At 45.9% G+C, this 18,306-nt stretch carries 5 protein-coding genes; 3 read left to right on the top strand and 2 right to left on the bottom strand.

What is annotated here, in order from left to right; all coding sequences use genetic code 11:
• Positions 1-39: 39 nt before the first annotated feature.
• Positions 40-15,927 (bottom strand): PKD domain-containing protein, encoded by a 15,888-nt coding sequence (locus BFP72_RS09090; protein ID WP_099598837.1) that lies wholly within the window; start codon positions 15,925-15,927, stop codon positions 40-42.
• 413 nt (positions 15,928-16,340) lie between these two features.
• Here BFP72_RS09090 and BFP72_RS09085 point away from each other — a divergent pair, with 413 nt between their 5' ends.
• The 3 genes from BFP72_RS09085 to BFP72_RS09075 are packed head-to-tail and all read left to right on the top strand — an operon-like array spanning position 16,341 to position 17,753.
• Positions 16,341-16,682, top strand: coding sequence for a copper resistance protein NlpE N-terminal domain-containing protein (locus tag BFP72_RS09085; protein WP_099598836.1), 342 nt, complete (start codon positions 16,341-16,343; stop codon positions 16,680-16,682).
• The gene (locus BFP72_RS09080) at positions 16,676-17,143 is read left to right on the top strand and encodes a hypothetical protein (RefSeq protein ID WP_099598835.1); all 468 of its coding nucleotides are present in this window, start codon (positions 16,676-16,678) and stop codon (positions 17,141-17,143) included. Before BFP72_RS09085 ends, BFP72_RS09080 begins: the two co-directional genes overlap by 7 nt.
• Before the next feature lie 25 nt (positions 17,144-17,168).
• The gene (locus tag BFP72_RS09075) at positions 17,169-17,753 is read left to right on the top strand and encodes a hypothetical protein (RefSeq protein WP_099598834.1); all 585 of its coding nucleotides are present in this window, start codon (positions 17,169-17,171) and stop codon (positions 17,751-17,753) included.
• Here the strand turns inward: BFP72_RS09075 and BFP72_RS09070 are convergent, their stop codons facing one another.
• Positions 17,754-18,116, bottom strand: a complete 363-nt coding sequence (locus tag BFP72_RS09070; protein ID WP_143520006.1) for a hypothetical protein — start codon at positions 18,114-18,116, stop codon at positions 17,754-17,756.
• Positions 18,117-18,306 lie beyond the last annotated feature (190 nt).

Raw genomic sequence — 18,306 nt, 5'->3', positions numbered from 1 at the left:
AGGCTATTGGTAAAACGATATTTTTTGGTTGCTTTCTCATTATCTCTTAATCACTACATAGCCTGACAAAATTTCTTTTTCACCAGTGATACTGATGTGGTAGAAGTATGTGCCATCTGGCAGTTCTTTTCCACCAGGTACCAAACCTGTATTGGCTGTACCATCCCACACTTCGCTGGTGTTGTCATAGTTGTGCCCTTCGTAGACTTTGGTACCCCATCGGTTGAACACCTGGACATGGTTCGAACTGTAATCAGGGTCAGTGATCTGCGGGATTCTCCAAAGATCGTTGGACCCATCCCCATTCGGGGTGAATACATTAGGTATCACCAATAGTGGGCCATCACAACCGTCATGGTCATCTATGAAGTTGGGTATACCATCTCCGTCACAATCACAATCTGCTTCACCCGCCGTAGTTCTGCTACACTCATCGATATCTGGCCATCCATCATGATCCTCATCATCAGAATTGTCAAGGTAATCTGGCTTGGTGTCAAGATCCGTGTCATCATCTTGAGGGTTCTGATTACCATTGATATCTTCTTCTCTAGTAGGTATGTCATCGCCATCATCGTCGGTATCTAGATAATTTGGAATGCCGTCTGCATCTGTGTCGTCATTTCTAGGGTCACCATCGGCTTGTGCCCAAGTGCCGTCCGCATTGAACCAAGGGTAGGTTGCTTCCTCCAAACGTCCAGTTGTATTGATGTCTTCGTTGATAGTCAATACCCAGTCTCCATCATCGTCATTGTCAAGATAGTTGACGAGTCCATCTCCATCCGTATCGTCATCTACAGGACTACCGTCACCGTCTATGTCCTCATTGATCGTCAATACATTGTCTCCATCATCGTCATTGTCGAGATAGTTGACAATCGAGTCTCCGTCCATATCATCATTGGTCCAGTCTCCGTCACCGTTTTGGTCTTCGTATTGTGTCAAGACACTATCATTGTCATCGTCTGTGTCGACATAGTCACGTAGGCCGTCACCGTCGGTGTCTCTCGGGTCTCTTGATAGTGTATTGGTAAATGATCCATCTGGGTTGTCGTATACATCGTCGATTCCATTGCCGTCAAGGTCTTCGCCAGAAGGCAGGATATTCCCACTTTCGAACATATCCAGTACCCCGTCATTGTCCGAGTCAGTATCCAAATAATCAGGCTGACCGTCTCCATCACTATCCAATGGGATGAAATTGACCTGTAAACTGAGTACTCTTTCGTTTTCTAGGAGTGCTTTGTTTTTGTACTCAAAATAATCGGCAATTCCGTCATTGTCCGCATCCTTGTCTAGGTAGTCAGGAGACCCATCACCGTCCGTGTCTACGGGGTTGTCTGGATCATCACCTACTTCGATCACATCTAGGATTCCATCATGGTCTGAATCCAACAAGATTGCTGTGACAATAATATTGACTGTTGCTTGTGAGCATTCGGACACTTGCGGAGCAGGAGGACTATCACAGACTTGGTAGTCAAAGGTGTCTTCTCCGTTGTATCCCGAGTTAGGTGTGTAGACGAAATAGCCGTCATTGTTGAATTGAACCGTACCATGGCTTGGGTTGGTCAACAGGAGGTAGGTCATAGGATTGCCCTCAGGGTCCGAATCATTTTGTCCGACATAGGCGGCTAGTTCTTTGTTGCTGTTGACTTGGAAGTTGTCATCTATGGCAATCGGAGCATCGTTGACTGGATTGACGGTGATGATTACTTCCGCAGGGCTGATGGCATACAGGCTACCATCCGATCCGTTCCACTCAAACCGTACTTGACCATTGTAGTTGGTGACAGGTACGAATGAGAGGTTGTCAATGTCTGATACAGCAATTTCTTGATCAACGGCTACCGCTACATCACTGAGGTAGATGATTCCTTCGGATGCTAGAGGTAGAGATTGGAAACGGATGCTTGCAAGCGCTTCGTCTTCGAGATCTGTATAGCTAGCGGTGAAGTCTGCTTGCGCGAAAGTCAAAGTCACTTCCTCATCGGTTGTTTTCAATACATCACTCACTTCAGGGGCATCCTCTACTTTCAGGATATTGATCTTCATGGTGTAGTTATCGATACTTGTTTGTGTGTCTGGGTCTCCTGAGTTGTCTTGTACCTTGAAGGTGAAGAAGTCAAATGGAGAACCATTGCCATCGAAGCTTGGGAGATATCTAAACAAGCTTCGCTGTGGATATGGAGTGGCTGTGACTACATCCGAAGCGGTCACAGGGTTGCCAGAATAAAACAAGACACCTTTCACAGGTAGGCTGGTGATAATGACTCCCTTGAAGGCGTCGTTGTCCGGATCTTCGAAGTAGAAATCACTATCTGCAAAGACTGTAAGATTGTCCTCCATGCCGTTGACTGTAGCGTCTTGACTAATCGGCGCACAACCTACGTCTGCAGTGATGGCATCAATGGTGACAATGGATTCACATTGGGTATCATCTCCATAGTAAGCGACAGAGTATATGTCGTATGTACCGTCTGATGTAAGGCTGTTGGTTGTCAGTGTAGTGGTCCCTGTCGCGTCAGTGGTCACCACTTCAGCTACTGTACTGCCATTGTTGTCATACGTAATCGTATAGCTGACATTGCTCTCCAGTCCACTCAAAGTAAGTACTGGAGCGTTGTTTCTACAGATGGGGCTCTCTACATCAAGAGCAACTGCTGATACATCAGGTAGGTTGTCTACCTTGAATGAGGTGGAGGTTGAGATTTGGTCAGCGGTACAAGACAAGTCTGTGTTGTAGGCGATTTCCGTCAAGGTCACTCCATAACTCCCCACTGTCGAGATCAAGGTCTGGTCGATGGTGAATGACGTGCTGCCAGCAGATACGGTGACGGCTGAAGTCAAGCCCGTTGTAGTAATCGGCCCGCTCACGTTGTAAGTGATTAAATAGGAACCGTCCTTGAGTGTGGTCGACGTACCGTTGGCTATTGCGTCAGACCCTTCGCAGATGTCGTTTATTGTGATTTCGAAATCTGTTGGGTAAGGTTTCTCTGCGACCTCAATGACGCCTTGTACATTGACTGGGAGTCCACATTGTCTACCGTCTGTGAATCGAATGTAGGACATGGAGATAGTGGTCAACCCTGGGTTTTGGACGAAAGTTGTCGGGATGTTAATCACGACATTTCCATTGCCAGAGTTTACTTCTCCTACTGCGGTACTCTCTGCTTTGGTGTTCGCACCAAAAAGCTCATAGGTCACTTCGTAGCGTCCATCGACTAGGTTGCTACTTAGTATTACAGTAGTAGCCTCACCTTCACAAGTAGACTGGGTGAGGATTTGCATGCCAGCTATGTTGGGTAGGTCTTCGATTGTGAATTTATCCGCCATACCCAAGCTGCTGACATTGCAAGCATTGCCACTGGTGTTGGTCACTGTCGTCACTACGAATGTCATCTCTCCAGGGACAGGTATATCTGCTGTGGGGATATTGAAGCTCCCTGAGCCATCCGCTGCGATGGTTACGAGTTGAGTGCCTGCGGCTGCATTGGCTCCATAGGTCACATAGGTGAAATTGTAGTCTGCTGCTGGAAGTGTACTCGTGATTTGTATCGTGGCATCTTCGGTTTCGCAGATGTTGTCTACTTGGACTACCAATTCTGAGATGACAGGTATGTCTTCGACATCAAAGGTTGCTTGTGGGGTTCCGGCAGGATTGATTACTTCACAAGATTGTCCTGATTCGAAGCGAATCGCAGTGATCGTTGCTGTAGTACTGCCTGGAGTACCCAATTGGCTTGCAGGGATTTCTACTTGACTCGTCCCGTCCCCATTGTTGAAGACAACTTCGCCGGAGTAATTACCTGAATTGGCACCAGTCAAAGTGTAGTCAAAGATGTAGTCGTCATCCGTCAGGTTGCCAGTGATGTCTACTACTGCATTGTCATTCAGACAGATGTTGGCAATCGAAATACCAAAGCCAGTGTCATCCGGCAAAGGTTGGACCTCTAAACTTGTGGAGGCAGATAATCCTGAACTAATACACGACATTCCAAAGGTGTAGTTGACATCTGTGATGGTGACGATGGTCGTTCCTGTGGTTGTCAATTGACTTTCAGGCACTCTAAAGAATGCATTGCCTTGACTGTTGACGATCACGGTGGTTTCTTGGTCTGTTAGGGTATTGGCTCCTGCCAAATCATACGTGAAGACATAGACTCCTGCGGACAATTCACTGGTGATATTGATGCGTGTATTGCTGCCCAAGCAAATGTCAGAGGTAGTAATGGCAAGGTTGGTGGTATTCGGCGTGGTTCGGGCATAGAGAGTGGCTACATCAGAGTTGACACTACATGTGATTCCCGTCATGACTTCTACATAGTACTGTTCACCGTCATGGCTTGCTGTATTGGCTACATCCAGTTGATTGGCAGTGATAGTGTAGTCTCCACTCGTAGATAGCGTAGTGCCAGAACCTGGAGTTCCTAGATACCATTGGTAGGATAGAGTACCATCACCAGAATTGTCTGCCGTGACAGTGAATGTGGCTGTGCCCGAACAATCGTAGTTGTCAGTAGGCTGTGTCGTGATGGTAACAGGGCCGTCTACTTGTACGGGAACATTGTTGGTCATGTCGACGGTAGCACAAGAAGCACCATTGCTGTCTACGATATTTGGAGTTGCTTTGACGTAGTAGGTCAGTGAAGCGGAGGGGGTGTCTTCAAGTGTTTTGTTGACACCATTCTCTCCCAAAATGACTTGACCCGGTATAGCAGTAGCATCTCCATACAATTGGTATCGAACATCGTCCTCGGTATCTTGTATAGTGATCTCTACTAGGTCATCGGCACATACTACTGTAGGTACTGCAAGGATGGTTTTGCTCTGATCTGGGGCCAAGATAGGAGTGGCTGTAGAGGTGCTTGATAGGGTAGTGGTACTACAGCCTGTTACGGCAGTGTTGTCCGCTACTACATAGTAATCTGTAGGCGTAGCTACTGTAGGGATTGATGAGAATGTAATTGTGCCCCCTGTACCTAGTACAGCAGGTACGACATCTGCATCTCCTATGCTGTACTTGAGCTGGTAGCTCACTCCAACTTGTGAATTCGTCATACGAATACCAAAGGCATCTCCTTCGCAGAAGAATGGATTCGTCAATATTTGAGTTGTAGAGATTGGGTCACTCAATATCTCGAAGCTATCTGATGCACCAGTAGTGGTAGTTGGGCAGGTAGTGGCTCCTGTTGTCGTCACTACAGTGACGGTCACAGTAGTCGTTCCTTCTGTTGCAATATTCACTTGTGGAATGGTGAATGTGCCGTTTCCAGTCGTGATGGTCGTGGCAGCTGAAGTGAAAGATCCTGTGTTGGCACCACTCAGGGTGTAATCGAATGTGTATGTGTCATCCTCCAACGAACTCCCTGCGATAGTTACAGCAGCGTCTACTGTGTTGCATACATCGTCTACCGAAATATCGAATGTAGTCAGGTCTGGATTGGCCAATACATCGAAAGTAGATTGAACTCCAGGATCAGCAGCGCATGTGCCACCCAAACTGATCTCAGTGAAATCAATGGTGTACTCATCTACAGCTGCTATCAAGGCCGCATCGACAATGAAATCCCCTGTGCCATCACCTGAAGTCAGGTTGACAGTCGCGGTGTAAACCGCAGGAGTACCTGTCGAAGTAGGCGTGATTGTGTATTCCAAACTGTAGGTGCCATCCAAAAGATTGCTAGTAGTCAGGGATACCACGGCATCCTGCCCTTGGCATACGTCAACACTTGATAGTGTGATCCCTGTCACGTTTGGTGTAGACATGACACGTAGGGTTACTTCGTCAGAGTAGTTGTCACAATCCGTAGTGAATGCGTGCAAACGGTAAATGTTGCCATCTAGCCCAGTGACGTCTCCAATCGCTAGGTCTTCATTGGTTTCTCCAGATACGTTTGCGAACGTAGTCCCTCCATTGGTACTGACCTCCCATTGGAGATCTGTAGACCCGAGAGGGTTAGAGACTTGGGTGGTGAAGAGAACTGGAGAACCTTCACATATCGTAGCATCCATAGGTTGTACATCGAATGTGATCGGTCCGTCTACCACTACTGTTGCGATTTGGTCGAGCAGCTCAGTAGTACAAGTGGTTGATCCGCCGACGTATGGAGTGGCTGTCACTCGATAGTTGGTAGATTCGGTTGGGTTCTGTACAGGGAAGTCTTGGCTGCCAGACAACCCTACGATGACGGCACCTGGTACATTGACTTTGTTGGCTTGGAGCTGATAGGATACTGCTGCATCTGCTGCATCGATGGTAATAGTCACTGGTTCGCCAGCACAGGTTTCTGTGTCAGAAGCAGTGACAGCAATACCATCTGTTTCAGGTACGGGTACTACTGTGACTGTGGTGGTAGTCAACGTCTTGATCGAGCAGGTCGCAGAAGCACCATTGGCGTAAGCACGGAGACTGTAGACACGAGTAGCTGTCGGAGTAGGAGAGATCGCGAATATCAACTCACCACTGACCGCATCGGTCGAACTGAGAGTGTCGGAGACAGCCCCTTGCCCTGCACTTTGTAAGAAGTAGCTAAATCCAGTTTGGTATCCCGTCAAAGTGATGCTGACACTTTCTCCAATACATATTTGTGGAGAGGAGAGACTTTCTCCATTCAAAGTAGGATCGGCAAGTACAGTGAAGTCTGTTTCACTCATGACATCTGCTGTACAATTCTCGCCAGAAGCATTGGATATAGAGACAATTTCGAAATTGGTCAGTCCAGTATTGGTGAGATTGCCTGAAGCGATCAAGGCAACTCCCTCACCACCAACGATAGTCAGCGGAGTAGTTGCATTACTCACGGAGTTGGCACCTGAAAGCGCGTAGGCCACTGTATAATCCCCGTCTTTCAAGCTGCCTTGAAAGAGTACTTCGCCGTTGCTGCCAAAACATATGTCCGAGGCACTCAAATTGACGTTGTTGACTTTCGGATTGCTCTCCACCTCAAATGTTGAGGCTGCATTGAGACCAAATACGCTGCATTCTTGTCCAGAGAAGTAATCTACTTTGGTGATCGTCACGACGGTAGTTCCTGTATTAGGAATTTCAGAGGCAGGGACAGTGAAAGAGCCAGACCCATTCCCACTAGCAACTTCTACACGAGTAGTAGTCGGCCCGTAGTAGTTGTTTCCAGTGATGGTATAGGTGAATTTGTAGCTGTTGTCAGCTAGAGTGTTGCTAGTGAAATCAACGACTAGGTCTTCTCCGACACACACGTTGCTCGTAGTAGCGGTCAAATCATCTACATCTGGTAGGGTAGTAATGTTGAGCTGAGCGGCATCTGTAGTCAGGTTACACTGGGTAGTTTGCATGGACAGCCTATAGTACGTTTGATTGAGACCCGTATTATCCAATACTTGAAGCGTTTGGGTGTTTGTACCGCTATACACTGCACCATCTTCGATGTCTGCGTAGCTGCTGTTGTCTGTACTGGACTGCCACTTGAAAGTGGGCGTTCCACCATCTCCGTTGTTGACTATATCTGCGGTGAAGATCACTGTGCCACTGGTAGAACAGATGGTCACATCGCTTGGCTGTGTGTTGATGACAATTGGGCCATCTACTTGGATAGCGACTGCATCGATGAGTCGAATGCCAGGGCATGTGACACCATCACTGTTTTGAGTAGTAGGAGTAGCAACTACCGTGTATACAGCCGTGCTAGAAGGTACGCCACTGAAACTCTGGTCGCTACCGTCTCCGATGAGGACAAATCCATCTACCGAAGAACTGCCGTTGGCTTGAAGTTGATAACTGACCCCTGTTTCTGTGCCTTCTATTGTGATTGATGCTTGGTCTCCATAGCATGCGATTGGGGTGTCGCTAGTGACGGTTAGGTCAGGGCTTGGAGTATTGATGATTGTGGCTGTTGCCAAATTGCTAAGTTGTGCGCCATCGCATGATTGTGTAATGATGGACGAGGTAGCAAAGACATTATAAGTGGTGTTGGTAGCAGGAGTTACGGAGAAAGTAATATCTCCTCCATTGCCCGGTAGTGGCAATCCAATCTCTGAATCGTCGCTATTGTCACGAAGTTGATAATTGACCCCTGTTTCAGAATTGTGCATGATCAATGACCCTGTAGACCCTTCACATAGTACCAGGTTATCAAAGGTTGGAGTGACCGTGTCCGGCGCACTGATACTGTTGAATTGCGTGTTGGCATTGACATCTGTAGTAGCACATCTTTCGTTGGTGATGTACTGTACTTTAGAAATTGAGATTGTCGTTGAACCACTATTGAGAATACTCGCACTTGGAATAGTGAAGCTACTTTCTCCACTGATAGTTGCAACATCAGCGATTGTACCCGTGGCAGTATTGGCACCACTTAAGTTGTAGGTGAATTCATAAGAACCGTCAGCCAAGTTGCCAAATATTTCTACCATGACGTCATTGCCCACACAGATGTCATCAGCGACGATGCTAAGACCTTCTACGTTTGGCAATGGGAATACAATGAAATTGTCTTCTGCTGTAGTTGTTACACCGCAGGCTTGCCCAGCAGTGTAGTCCACATGTGTGATAAAGAAGGAGTTGTTGCCGACATTTGGGATTAGCTCCGCAGGTACTGCAAATGTTGCTGAGCCACTCACGACATCTACGTTTACATTTTGGTCAGTGACGGTGTTAGAGATCGTGATATTGTAGGTCAATTGGTACGATCCGTCAGTTAAACCACTGACTGTAACATTGGCATCTTCTCCCACACATAGGTCCTCAACTAAGAAGGAGAACGAAGAGATGTCTGGAATGGATGAAATGTGCAAGGCCGCATCATCGGAGACGAGTTCACATGTGCCGATGGTTGCCACCAAATGGTAGATCATGCCGTCTAATCCGTCAGTGTCTGTTAGAGTTAGATTTTCAGTGTTCACACCATTGTATACAGCATCATCTGCAAGATCAGTGAAACTGGTCCCGTTGTCAGTACTGATTTGCCATTGTAGTTCGGGAGCTCCACCATCTCCCTCGTTGGATACAAGTGCTACAAACGAGGTAGAGTTACCAGAGCAAAGTGTTTTGTCTGTCGGCTGCTGGTCGAACACTATTGGTCCTACGACGATCACGCCGATGGATTGTGTCAACAAGACCGAGCCACAAGAAATGCCATCAGAGTTTTGCGTGCTTGGGGTCGCCAGAACGGTATATACTGCGGATGCAGTAGGTGCGTCTGTAAACTGAAGCGCAGTTCCGTCTCCAGAGATAACGCTACCTAAATCATCGCCATTCTTTTTGGGTTGATAATCTACACCAGCTTGTGTAGCTAAGGTAAAGGTGACTGTTTCACTAGCACATACAGAGTTTTGGTCTACAGTGAAATCTATGCTGGCATCTGGTGCAGGAATGACAGTGACTACTGCAGCGTCTGACAAGTCCACCGTAGCACAGTCTGGCACCAAAGTGGAGGTAGCAGCTATATGATATGTAGTCGTAGCTACTACTGAAACGGTGAAATCTATGTCAGCACCAGTTCCATCCACTGGTAATCCAACATTGGACCCATCGGCTTGTACCAATTGGTAGCTCACATCGGTATCTGAGTCTGTCAAAACGATGGTAGCTTCGTCACCTATACATACGAACGGGTCACTGACCGTTTTGTCTCCAGGGATTGGCGCGACGGTCACTATGCCTTTGTCATCCAATAAATAATATGGACATACACCTGCATCGGCACTTTGCTGTGCACGGGCATACACTTCATAGGTTGTCGTGGTGGTAGGTGCAGTGATTGCGGGGAAGGAAATCTTGCCACCTGTACCTGCAACAGGAGTAAGCGCATCAAGATCCGCAAGATCCGTACCTGCTTCTGCGAGTCGATAGTCAACCCCCACTTCTGTGTTGGTCACTGTAAATACCAAATCTGTAGGGCTTGCCTCTTCGCAATATTCAAAATCATTGACGACAAGTGAAGCATCACTTGTCGGGGTATCTACCACATCTACAAGAGATAGATCAGTTAATATGTATTCGCTACATAACCCTTCGTCACCTGTGATTGTGGATTGTGCTACGATGCGGTAAGTCTGGTCTATGTCTGTCTCTACTTCGAAAGCAATCGGGTCGCCCGTGCCGATGATTTCCGTAGCAACTGGACTGATAGCTGGGTTTCCGTCTTCCAACTGCACGGTGTATTTGACATCTACTTCGGAGGATGACACCTCGATGATGGCATTTTCTCCTTCACAAATGATAGGGTCTGATACGGTAAAGGTCGTGTCAGGAATAGAAATAATGGTCACTGTCGATAAGTCCAATAGCTCTACTCCTGCACAGGCAGAACCCGTACCGTCGAGTACAGTAGAGGTTGCCAGGACATTGTAGAGAGTTGTCTCGTCTGGTGCGTCAAATTCAAAAGTGAGATCACCAGCTGTGATACTTTGTGTGGCAGAAGCAACGACTGTATTCCCGAGGTCTTCCCTCAAGACGTAATCGACATTCGTTTCGATATTGGATACGGTGATTTCAACAGTACGTGGGAGTGTTTCTTCGCATACCGTGGGGTCAGAGACTGTTAGTGTTTTGTCTGGGGTAGGAGTTATATCGAACGAACCTGTGTTGTCAAGAGGGGTGCCACAAGCACCGTTGATGACGAATACTTGGTAATTGAACGTGCCACTGGTTGGTAACTCGCTACTCGGGATACTGATGACGAGACTGCCTCCATTGCCTGTGCCTGTAGCGACGATTTGGTCACCATTGTCGGTGTCTTGAATTTGATATGTGTAGTCAGATTGGGTGTTGGATATGGTTACTTGTCCATTGTCACCGTTACATATAGGGTTGATGTCATTAATGGCCAAGTCTAAAATCGGTATCTCATTGATATATACAGTATTGAGAGGGAAGTCTCGGGTGCAGATTCCGTTGGTGACTTCCACGATATATTCGAATTCTGTTTCGCCATTTGGCAAATCTGCATCCGAGACTGTGATGTTTAAGTCTCCACCATTTCCTGTTGCTGATGCGACCAGCGCATTGCCATTGTCTGCATCAAGTATATCGTAGGTGTAACCATTTTCAGAGTTTTGGATGGTCACTACCAAATCGTCGTCTTCACAGACAGGGTTCGCAGATACAGGGAGGTCAGTTTTAGGTGCCTGTGTGACATTGATAGCCATACTAGCACTCCATACTGTACAGGCTACATCCCCAGTCGAGGTGACTGCTCTTTTGTAATAGGTAGTTTGTGTGAGAATGCCTGGTGAGTAGGTTTCATTGGTTGCACCACTGATATCAACAAAAGTAGTATTGTCTGTACTGGACTGCCATTGGTAGCTATATGTATCTGTACCAGCTCCACCAGAAACTGTAGTAGCAGAGATAGTACCAGGGTTGACATCCGAACAAACGTCTATGTCAGGGTCTATATCGTTTCCTGCGATTTGGTCCTGCACGCTGATGGTGACTGTGTTGCTGTATTGGGCGTCACATGTCCCGCTTTTGATTTGTACTCTATAATATGTGGTCCCGGTAAGGTTCGTGTAGGTGTATGAGTTGGTAGTAATACCTAATGATGTAGAGCTTGCAAACGAAGCGTCAGTAGATGATTCCCAATCTATTATCTCACCACGTTGCCCACTTATTGTAAGAGTTGTATTGTTATTGTTATAGCATTCGTTATGATCACCGTCTAGTGTGCCAGGTATAGTGCTAGGATCTGTGATGACCGTGAATACCCCTGAGGTGACATAGCAATTGAGCGAGCCTGTCGTCCTTTGGTAGTACAAGGTTGTTTGTGTCTCTGGATCACTCGGAGTGATTGTATAGTCTTCTTGATTGTTGGTCCCTGGGGCGTCTGTCCAGGTGTTTTGGTCAGTACTCGTTTGCCATAGATATACGTAAGGCTCGGAAGTCTCTCCTCCTGTAGGCGTACTGGCGTCTAAGGTTGGTGTATCGCCAGCACAGATGGTTTGAGTGGTTCCTATGGTGTTGTCTGCAATAGCTCCTACGATTTCAATCGTCTCGGTAGTTGTGCCGATACATCCTAGTTCGGTGGTGACCGACAGGCTGACGGTATAGGTGCCTGCTGTTCCGTAAGTGTAACTAGGGTTTTGTTGGGTAGAGGTAGAACCATCTCCGAAATCCCATGCCCAAGCGGTGATTGTATATCTCGAATCGATCAAACCTCCCTGTGCCTGTGTCTGATCTGTGAATTTTACAGCCACATTTTCACAAGTTTCATTTTGTACCGAATTGGATGTGAAAATTGGTTCTGGATCATGTGTGATGGTCAAGTCTGGTACATCCGGTACATAGACGAATGCTCCACAAGCCTCTAGGTTTTCGGGATCATCTGCAATAGTCAATTTTGGTTTGAATGTGCCAAAAGACTGGTAGTCATGCTCTATGATAACTGGATCTCCATTGTTTGGATTCAAGGCATCGTCAAATTCTATTGACTCTACAGCTGTCCCATCCCCAAAGTCCAAACGCAAAGTCTTGGTGTCTTGAAGTCCTGTAATGGTAAATATTGCATGTGGGTAGCGGTTTTCATCTTCGTTGATGCAGGGTTGATCCAAAGTGTAGCTAAAGTCATCATACTGCGGCCCATCGACAATGACGACAGCCTGCTCAGTCACGGTCTCTTGACAACCACCTATGCTGGTAGTCGTCAAAGTGACGTCATAAGTGCCTGGATATACATAGGTAAATGTTGGGTTTTGCTCGGTGGAGGTAGAATTAAAACTGTCTCCAAACTCCCAATACCAAGCGACGACATCCGTAGACCCATCTTCGAAATGCACATCCAACGGTGCACAACCTGTTTCACTTACTCCTGGGAATGAAGCATTGGCAACATAGATTTCCACATCTTCGGAGTGAGAGTCTATACACTCATTTACGTTTGTGATCGTCAAGGAAACTGTTTTGGTGCCTCCCGTAGCATAAACTACAAGAGGAGGGTATTGCTCGGTAGATGTTTGGGGAGTTGCGCCGTCCCCAAAGTTCCATTCCCAGGTCGAGATCTCACTTAACCCTTTTGTCGAAGATTTATCGATGAAAGTGATTTCCTCGTTCGTACACATGTCACCAGGTGCAATGATAAAATTAGCTGTAGGTTCCACTACTTTGATTTCATCTTGTTTAGTCTCTGTAATTTCACAGCCTCCGTCGTCCTCTACAGTTAGAGAGACTGTTTTCGTTCCTGACGAAGAGTAAGTGACATTGATGGGATCTTCGTTGTCCTCTGTGGCAGTGGTAGGGGTAGCGCCTATTCCAAAGTTCCAGGTCCAAAGGATGTTGGTGTTTCCATTGGAGGTACTGATGCTGGTGAACGTAAGTTCTTCGTCCGATCCTAAGCACTCCACTTCTGGGTCAATATTGTCCGATTCTACAGTGAAATCCACAATTGGTCCCCTGACGTCAATGAAGTCAGATTTGACTCGAGTCTTGTCTGGACATCCATTGTTTTCGTTCATGGTAAGCTTTACCTCTTTCAGTCCAGGAGTGTTGTAGGTGATCAACGGAGGGTTTTCACCAGTGTAGGTAGCGGGATTGGCTCCCTCTCCGAAATCCCATGTGTAAGTAGGGTTGGAAGAAATGGCCACTGATGTATTGTTGATTTGAATTTGATCTGTCGAGTGACAGACTTGTACATCATCCGTTGTGAAATTTGGAATACCAAAGGTTACTGGAATTACTTCGGAGAATGTGTCTTCACATCCGCTGCTGTTGTTTTTGACATAAAGTGTGACAGTGAAGTTACCCACTGAGTTGAAAGAATGCGTGGTGGACGGATCCGAGCCTGTCGTATACGTGGAGGCATCAGGTCCAGGTTCGAATGTGCCATCTCCAAAGTCCCAACGATACTGGTCGACACCTTCACTTAACGTAGAACCATCAAGTGCTGTGAACGTCCAAACGTGATCATTGAATTCGTTGTCTGCAAAACAATAGCCGAGATCTGGGTACTCGAATCGTGCAACAGGATACGTAATGTTAATGTTGTGAGTAGCAGGGGTAGAGGGACAACCGTCACTGTATACAATCAAAGTCACTGTATATCCACCGGCTGGCGAACCGTCCTCGGTATCGTCCCCATAGGCATGGCTGGGGGTGTTGAGGCTAGGGTCTGTAGTCGGATCACCACTGATCACTGTACCGTCACCGAAATCCCATACTATACTATCGATAGGTTGAGTACTCAATGGGTTCAATGTTGATGTATTGGTGAAGTCAATGCTAGTGTCCACACACTCTGTTGTTTTGGAGGTGTTGAAGGAGGCGGTAGGAGCATAGCCTCTACTGATGGCTTCTTCGTAGACAACTGTGGCACTACAGCCGTCGGCGGTTTCTATGGTGAGACTGACGTCAAAATTCCCTTCTTGGTTGTAGGGGATGTCGTCTGCAGTAGCGTTAGCTCCTTGTTGGTCTATCGTTCCGTCATTTTCAAAATCCCAAATGTAATTGGTGATATCATTGTTGCCAGTAGGTAGGTTGTTGGTGGAGCCACTCGCGGTGAAGTCTGCTACATCTCCTACACAACCGTCAGCTCCTTCGAGAACTACTAGGTCTGGTTTTGGGAATTCTACCTTGATACTGGAATACACGATTTGGTCTTCACACCCGACATCATTGGATGCTTTGACCAAAACATCATATTCACCCTCATTGAGGTAAGTGTAGGTGACAGTATTTGTTGTCGTGCTTTGGTCAAAATCTTCCGTCTGTCCATCATAATCGAAATCCCATAGGTATTCTATTCCTCCTGGAGAAGCGGTGAAGGTAATGGCTTCTCTTTGACATAGTTCGTCCTTGTCTACGGTGATGTTTGGTTCTACGACAGGCGCAACAGTGATCAAATCTGTTTTGGTAGAAGTTTCTCTGCAACCATTGCTAAACGTGACCGTGAAACTAACAGTATAAGGGCTACCTATGTTGTCAGTATAAGCATAGGAAGGGTTCTGCTCTTGGCTTGTATTACCATCTCCAAAATCCCATTCATATGTAGATGGCTCCCCGTCAAGACCATCTACAGATGTATCCGTAAATTGAATGACCTCACCCTTGCATACATTTGTTTTGTCTTCGGTAAAATCAGTCGTGTTAGGGTCGAATGAAATCGACTGGGTCGTAGAGTTGGTGCATTCTCCAGGGCTATTTTTGACTTCAAGCGTGATGTCGTACGAGCCCGCTGTATTGATGGTCATGGTTGGGTTTTCTTCTGTGCTCGTCGCGACGACTTGATTAGCGTTGGTGTCCGTGATTGTCCAAGTGTAGTGGTTGATGCTATTGGAAGGGTCTGTGGATGTATTGGTGAGGTTTATGTCTAGAGGGAAACTGCAATCTTCGGAGTACGAGTAGTCAAAATCCGCTGTGGGCTCGGGATACAAACTAACGGCTTCAGGTACGAAGTAAGAGGCAGTACAGCCATTGTCATCTAATACATCGACCACTACGTTGTAGGTGCCATAGCTGTCATAAGAATATGTGATGTCTCCGTTGTTGCCGTCAGCTGCAAGTAATACAATAGGTGGTTTGGTGTCTCCCATGTTCCAAGTCCATTGCACGATATCTCCACCACCTACTTGGTCTACCCCAGTGTAGGTGAAGGTTACGTCAAATGTCGTACTGATACAGTCTGAAGCTCCAATTACTTCAAAATTTGGGACAGGTTTGGCAAAAATTGTGATGTTTTGACTGGAGGTTTCAGTTCCTCCATTGATTGTAAGTGTGACCGTGTATACACCAGGGTCAAGGTAGGTTGTTCCAGGGTTGGCAGTGGTGCCATGGGCTTCACCATTTCCAAAATCCCAGTCATATGAAGTGATCCCCGTTTCATCCACTACACTGAAGTTGACAGAGCTGGACCCACAGTTTTCATTATTGGTTAGGTCAGTAGTGAATTCTGCAGATTGAGAAAAGACAGCAAAGGTTGTGAAAACCAGTAAAAGGGAGAATAAACTGCTACGAGTCATATGCGTTTAGGCGTACGTGTTGATAGTTGGTGATCCAATGAGTCACACTCATTAGATATTTGAAAATAATACGAATTTAGTGGATTATTAAGTGATACTAAAGTTTTTTTCAAGTGATAAAGGATGAGTTGACTTTTGGTTGATCAAACTAATTGAATACTAGCGAATTATGAGCTTGTAAAGGGAGGCAAAAATAAACCTCCTAGGAAGGAGGTTTTTACTTAGGATAACTAGGTGACTTCCAAAGCTTTCATTTAGTCAGGTAGTATCAAAGTATTAAAAGGAGATGGATTAAAATCGTTATCTATGATTTAGACTTCTGTTGTTTTCGTATTGTTGCATAACTAATTTACTATGCTTTTTTGGTTTAATCAAGAAGTGTGTAAGTATAATGTATTGGATGTTAAAAAGTTATGCGCTGGAAGAAAGGAAAGGTAGTCTTTGAATGGCAGTGGTTATTACTGCTTGCGGTCATGTTGGGGTGCTTGCCCAACAAGGCTGAAGAAGGGTCTGACCAGTCAGTTGATGGGTTGTACGTAGGGGTATTGCCTTGTGCGGATTGCCCTGGTGTCAATACTCAGTTGGAATTGAGAGAAGAGGGAAGCTATCGTTTGGGAAGACAATACCTCGGCGAAAATAAAAAATGGTATTGGGAGTCTGGATATTGGATGATAGAGAGGGAAGTAGAATTCAACTTGTTGACGCTAGTGGCAGAGAGACAAGGGCTCAGTACATCTGGAGTGTGGGAATGTTGACTCAGCTGGATCACAATGCAGAAAAGGTATCTGGTGATTTGGAAGCTTTGTACCAATTGGAAAAAGTACAGAAGGAGTTGGCTCAATTTGCCTATTTGATAGGGACTTGGAAGGTGGTCGGTCAGCCTGCATATGAAACGTGGGAATGGAAAACAGGTAGAGAATTGGTTGGGCACGGGTATGCTATGCTGGATGGGGTTGAGGTGATTCGGGAGCGATTGTTGATTGTGTGGCTAGATGGAGAGGTGTCTTACTGCGCTACAGTACTAAATCACAACGAAGGGAGAGAGATATGTTTTCGTCACAATCTCGGTCTTGAAATTGAAGATGTTTTTGTCAATCCAGCACATGATTTTCCCAAGCGCATTGTCTACAAACGCCTGGAGGAGGACAAGATTTTAGTTGTTTTGTCTGACGAACATGAAAAGGAAGTTCGTTTAGAGATGATTTTGTACCCTTAATTTTTTATTAGTCTATATTGATGCCATGTCTATACGCTCTGTACAAGTTGATATCCCAAAAATTTTCTACTGTGATTATACTGGAGGACCTTTTGAGAAGTGCATTCAGTGCGAAAGGCAACTTAGGGAAGAAGGGATACCTTATTTGATCGAAAAGGCATTGAAGCCATATGGACGGTATGCGTCCTACGCTACGATATTCGAATATGCGGTGTGTTTGACGTGTGCAGATGGTATGAAGTCCATGTTGTCCAAAGAGTCCTTGACCAATTTGATGGAGTACTTTCAACAAAATGTTGGATTTAATCCACATCGTCAGCTTTTGGTGAGCTCGGAAGATTACGATCCAATCAAATGGATTGAGCATTGCATGGTTAGTGGGAGGCATGTAGAGCAGTTAGCAGAGTGCCAAATTTATGCTTATTGTGTGGGGGAGCAGCTGGTCTTTACAGAGTTTCCTTATATGATTTCTGGACCAGTGTTGGATGAAGTTGTAGACCTCTTGTCTGCCGAAACCAAGGATGAATTGGATAATTTCAAGAACGAAGTAGTAGACGGACCTTCGGAGTTTCAAGACCTCTTGAAAGCTGGTCCAAAGGTGTTTATCTGATTATAGGAACATGTTAAGAGAAATGATCTTCAAGTGATCTTCATTTTTTTCGATATTTTCTATACTGTCCTCTTTGAGAATTTTTTCTATTTTATCGATTGCTTTGGTCAGTTCTTTGTTCAGTGACTTGAGGAAATTGAGGTCTCGTTGGAGATTGTGGCCGTTTTTTAAATCCAAGCCAATCTCAAAGACAATACTATACATGTTGGCGATGGGTCTGCGCAAAAAGTGAGAGACGTTGAATTCAATATCTTTTTTGGGGAAGGGGTGGTCCTGTAGGTTGAACTTATTGATGAGCGAAGCAGTTTTCTTTTGTCCACATTTCAAAAGGCTTGTGAGTTGATTGGAATTAAATGGGTTCATGATTTTTCTGTTTAAGTTGTTGCTAGGTGGAAAGAATGGTTTGCGACGATCCTTCATCCAGAGGGTTACAAGCATGATGCCAAATTGTTTTAGCTGTCTATTCCTTCGACGAGTTTTAGGAATTCATCGATGAATGAGGAATGGTTCGTTTTGGGATCTCTGGTTACTTCGTTTTTTCCTCAAACTTTTT

The sequence above is a fragment of the Reichenbachiella sp. 5M10 genome, from assembly GCF_002742335.1.
In the GTDB taxonomy this organism is placed as follows: domain Bacteria; phylum Bacteroidota; class Bacteroidia; order Cytophagales; family Cyclobacteriaceae; genus Reichenbachiella.
This window is presented reverse-complemented; position numbering and strand designations above follow the sequence as displayed.

What these genes read in the sequence shown, in the direction of transcription:
- BFP72_RS09090 (WP_099598837.1), bottom strand. Translation starts at nt 15,927, where the DNA reads ATGACTCGTAGCAGTTTATTCTCCCTTTTACTGGTTTTCACAACCTTT.
- BFP72_RS09085 (WP_099598836.1), top strand. Translation starts at nt 16,341, where the DNA reads ATGCGCTGGAAGAAAGGAAAGGTAGTCTTTGAATGGCAGTGGTTATTA.
- BFP72_RS09080 (WP_099598835.1), top strand. Translation starts at nt 16,676, where the DNA reads ATGTTGACTCAGCTGGATCACAATGCAGAAAAGGTATCTGGTGATTTG.
- BFP72_RS09075 (WP_099598834.1), top strand. Translation starts at nt 17,169, where the DNA reads ATGTCTATACGCTCTGTACAAGTTGATATCCCAAAAATTTTCTACTGT.
- BFP72_RS09070 (WP_143520006.1), bottom strand. Translation starts at nt 18,116, where the DNA reads ATGAACCCATTTAATTCCAATCAACTCACAAGCCTTTTGAAATGTGGA.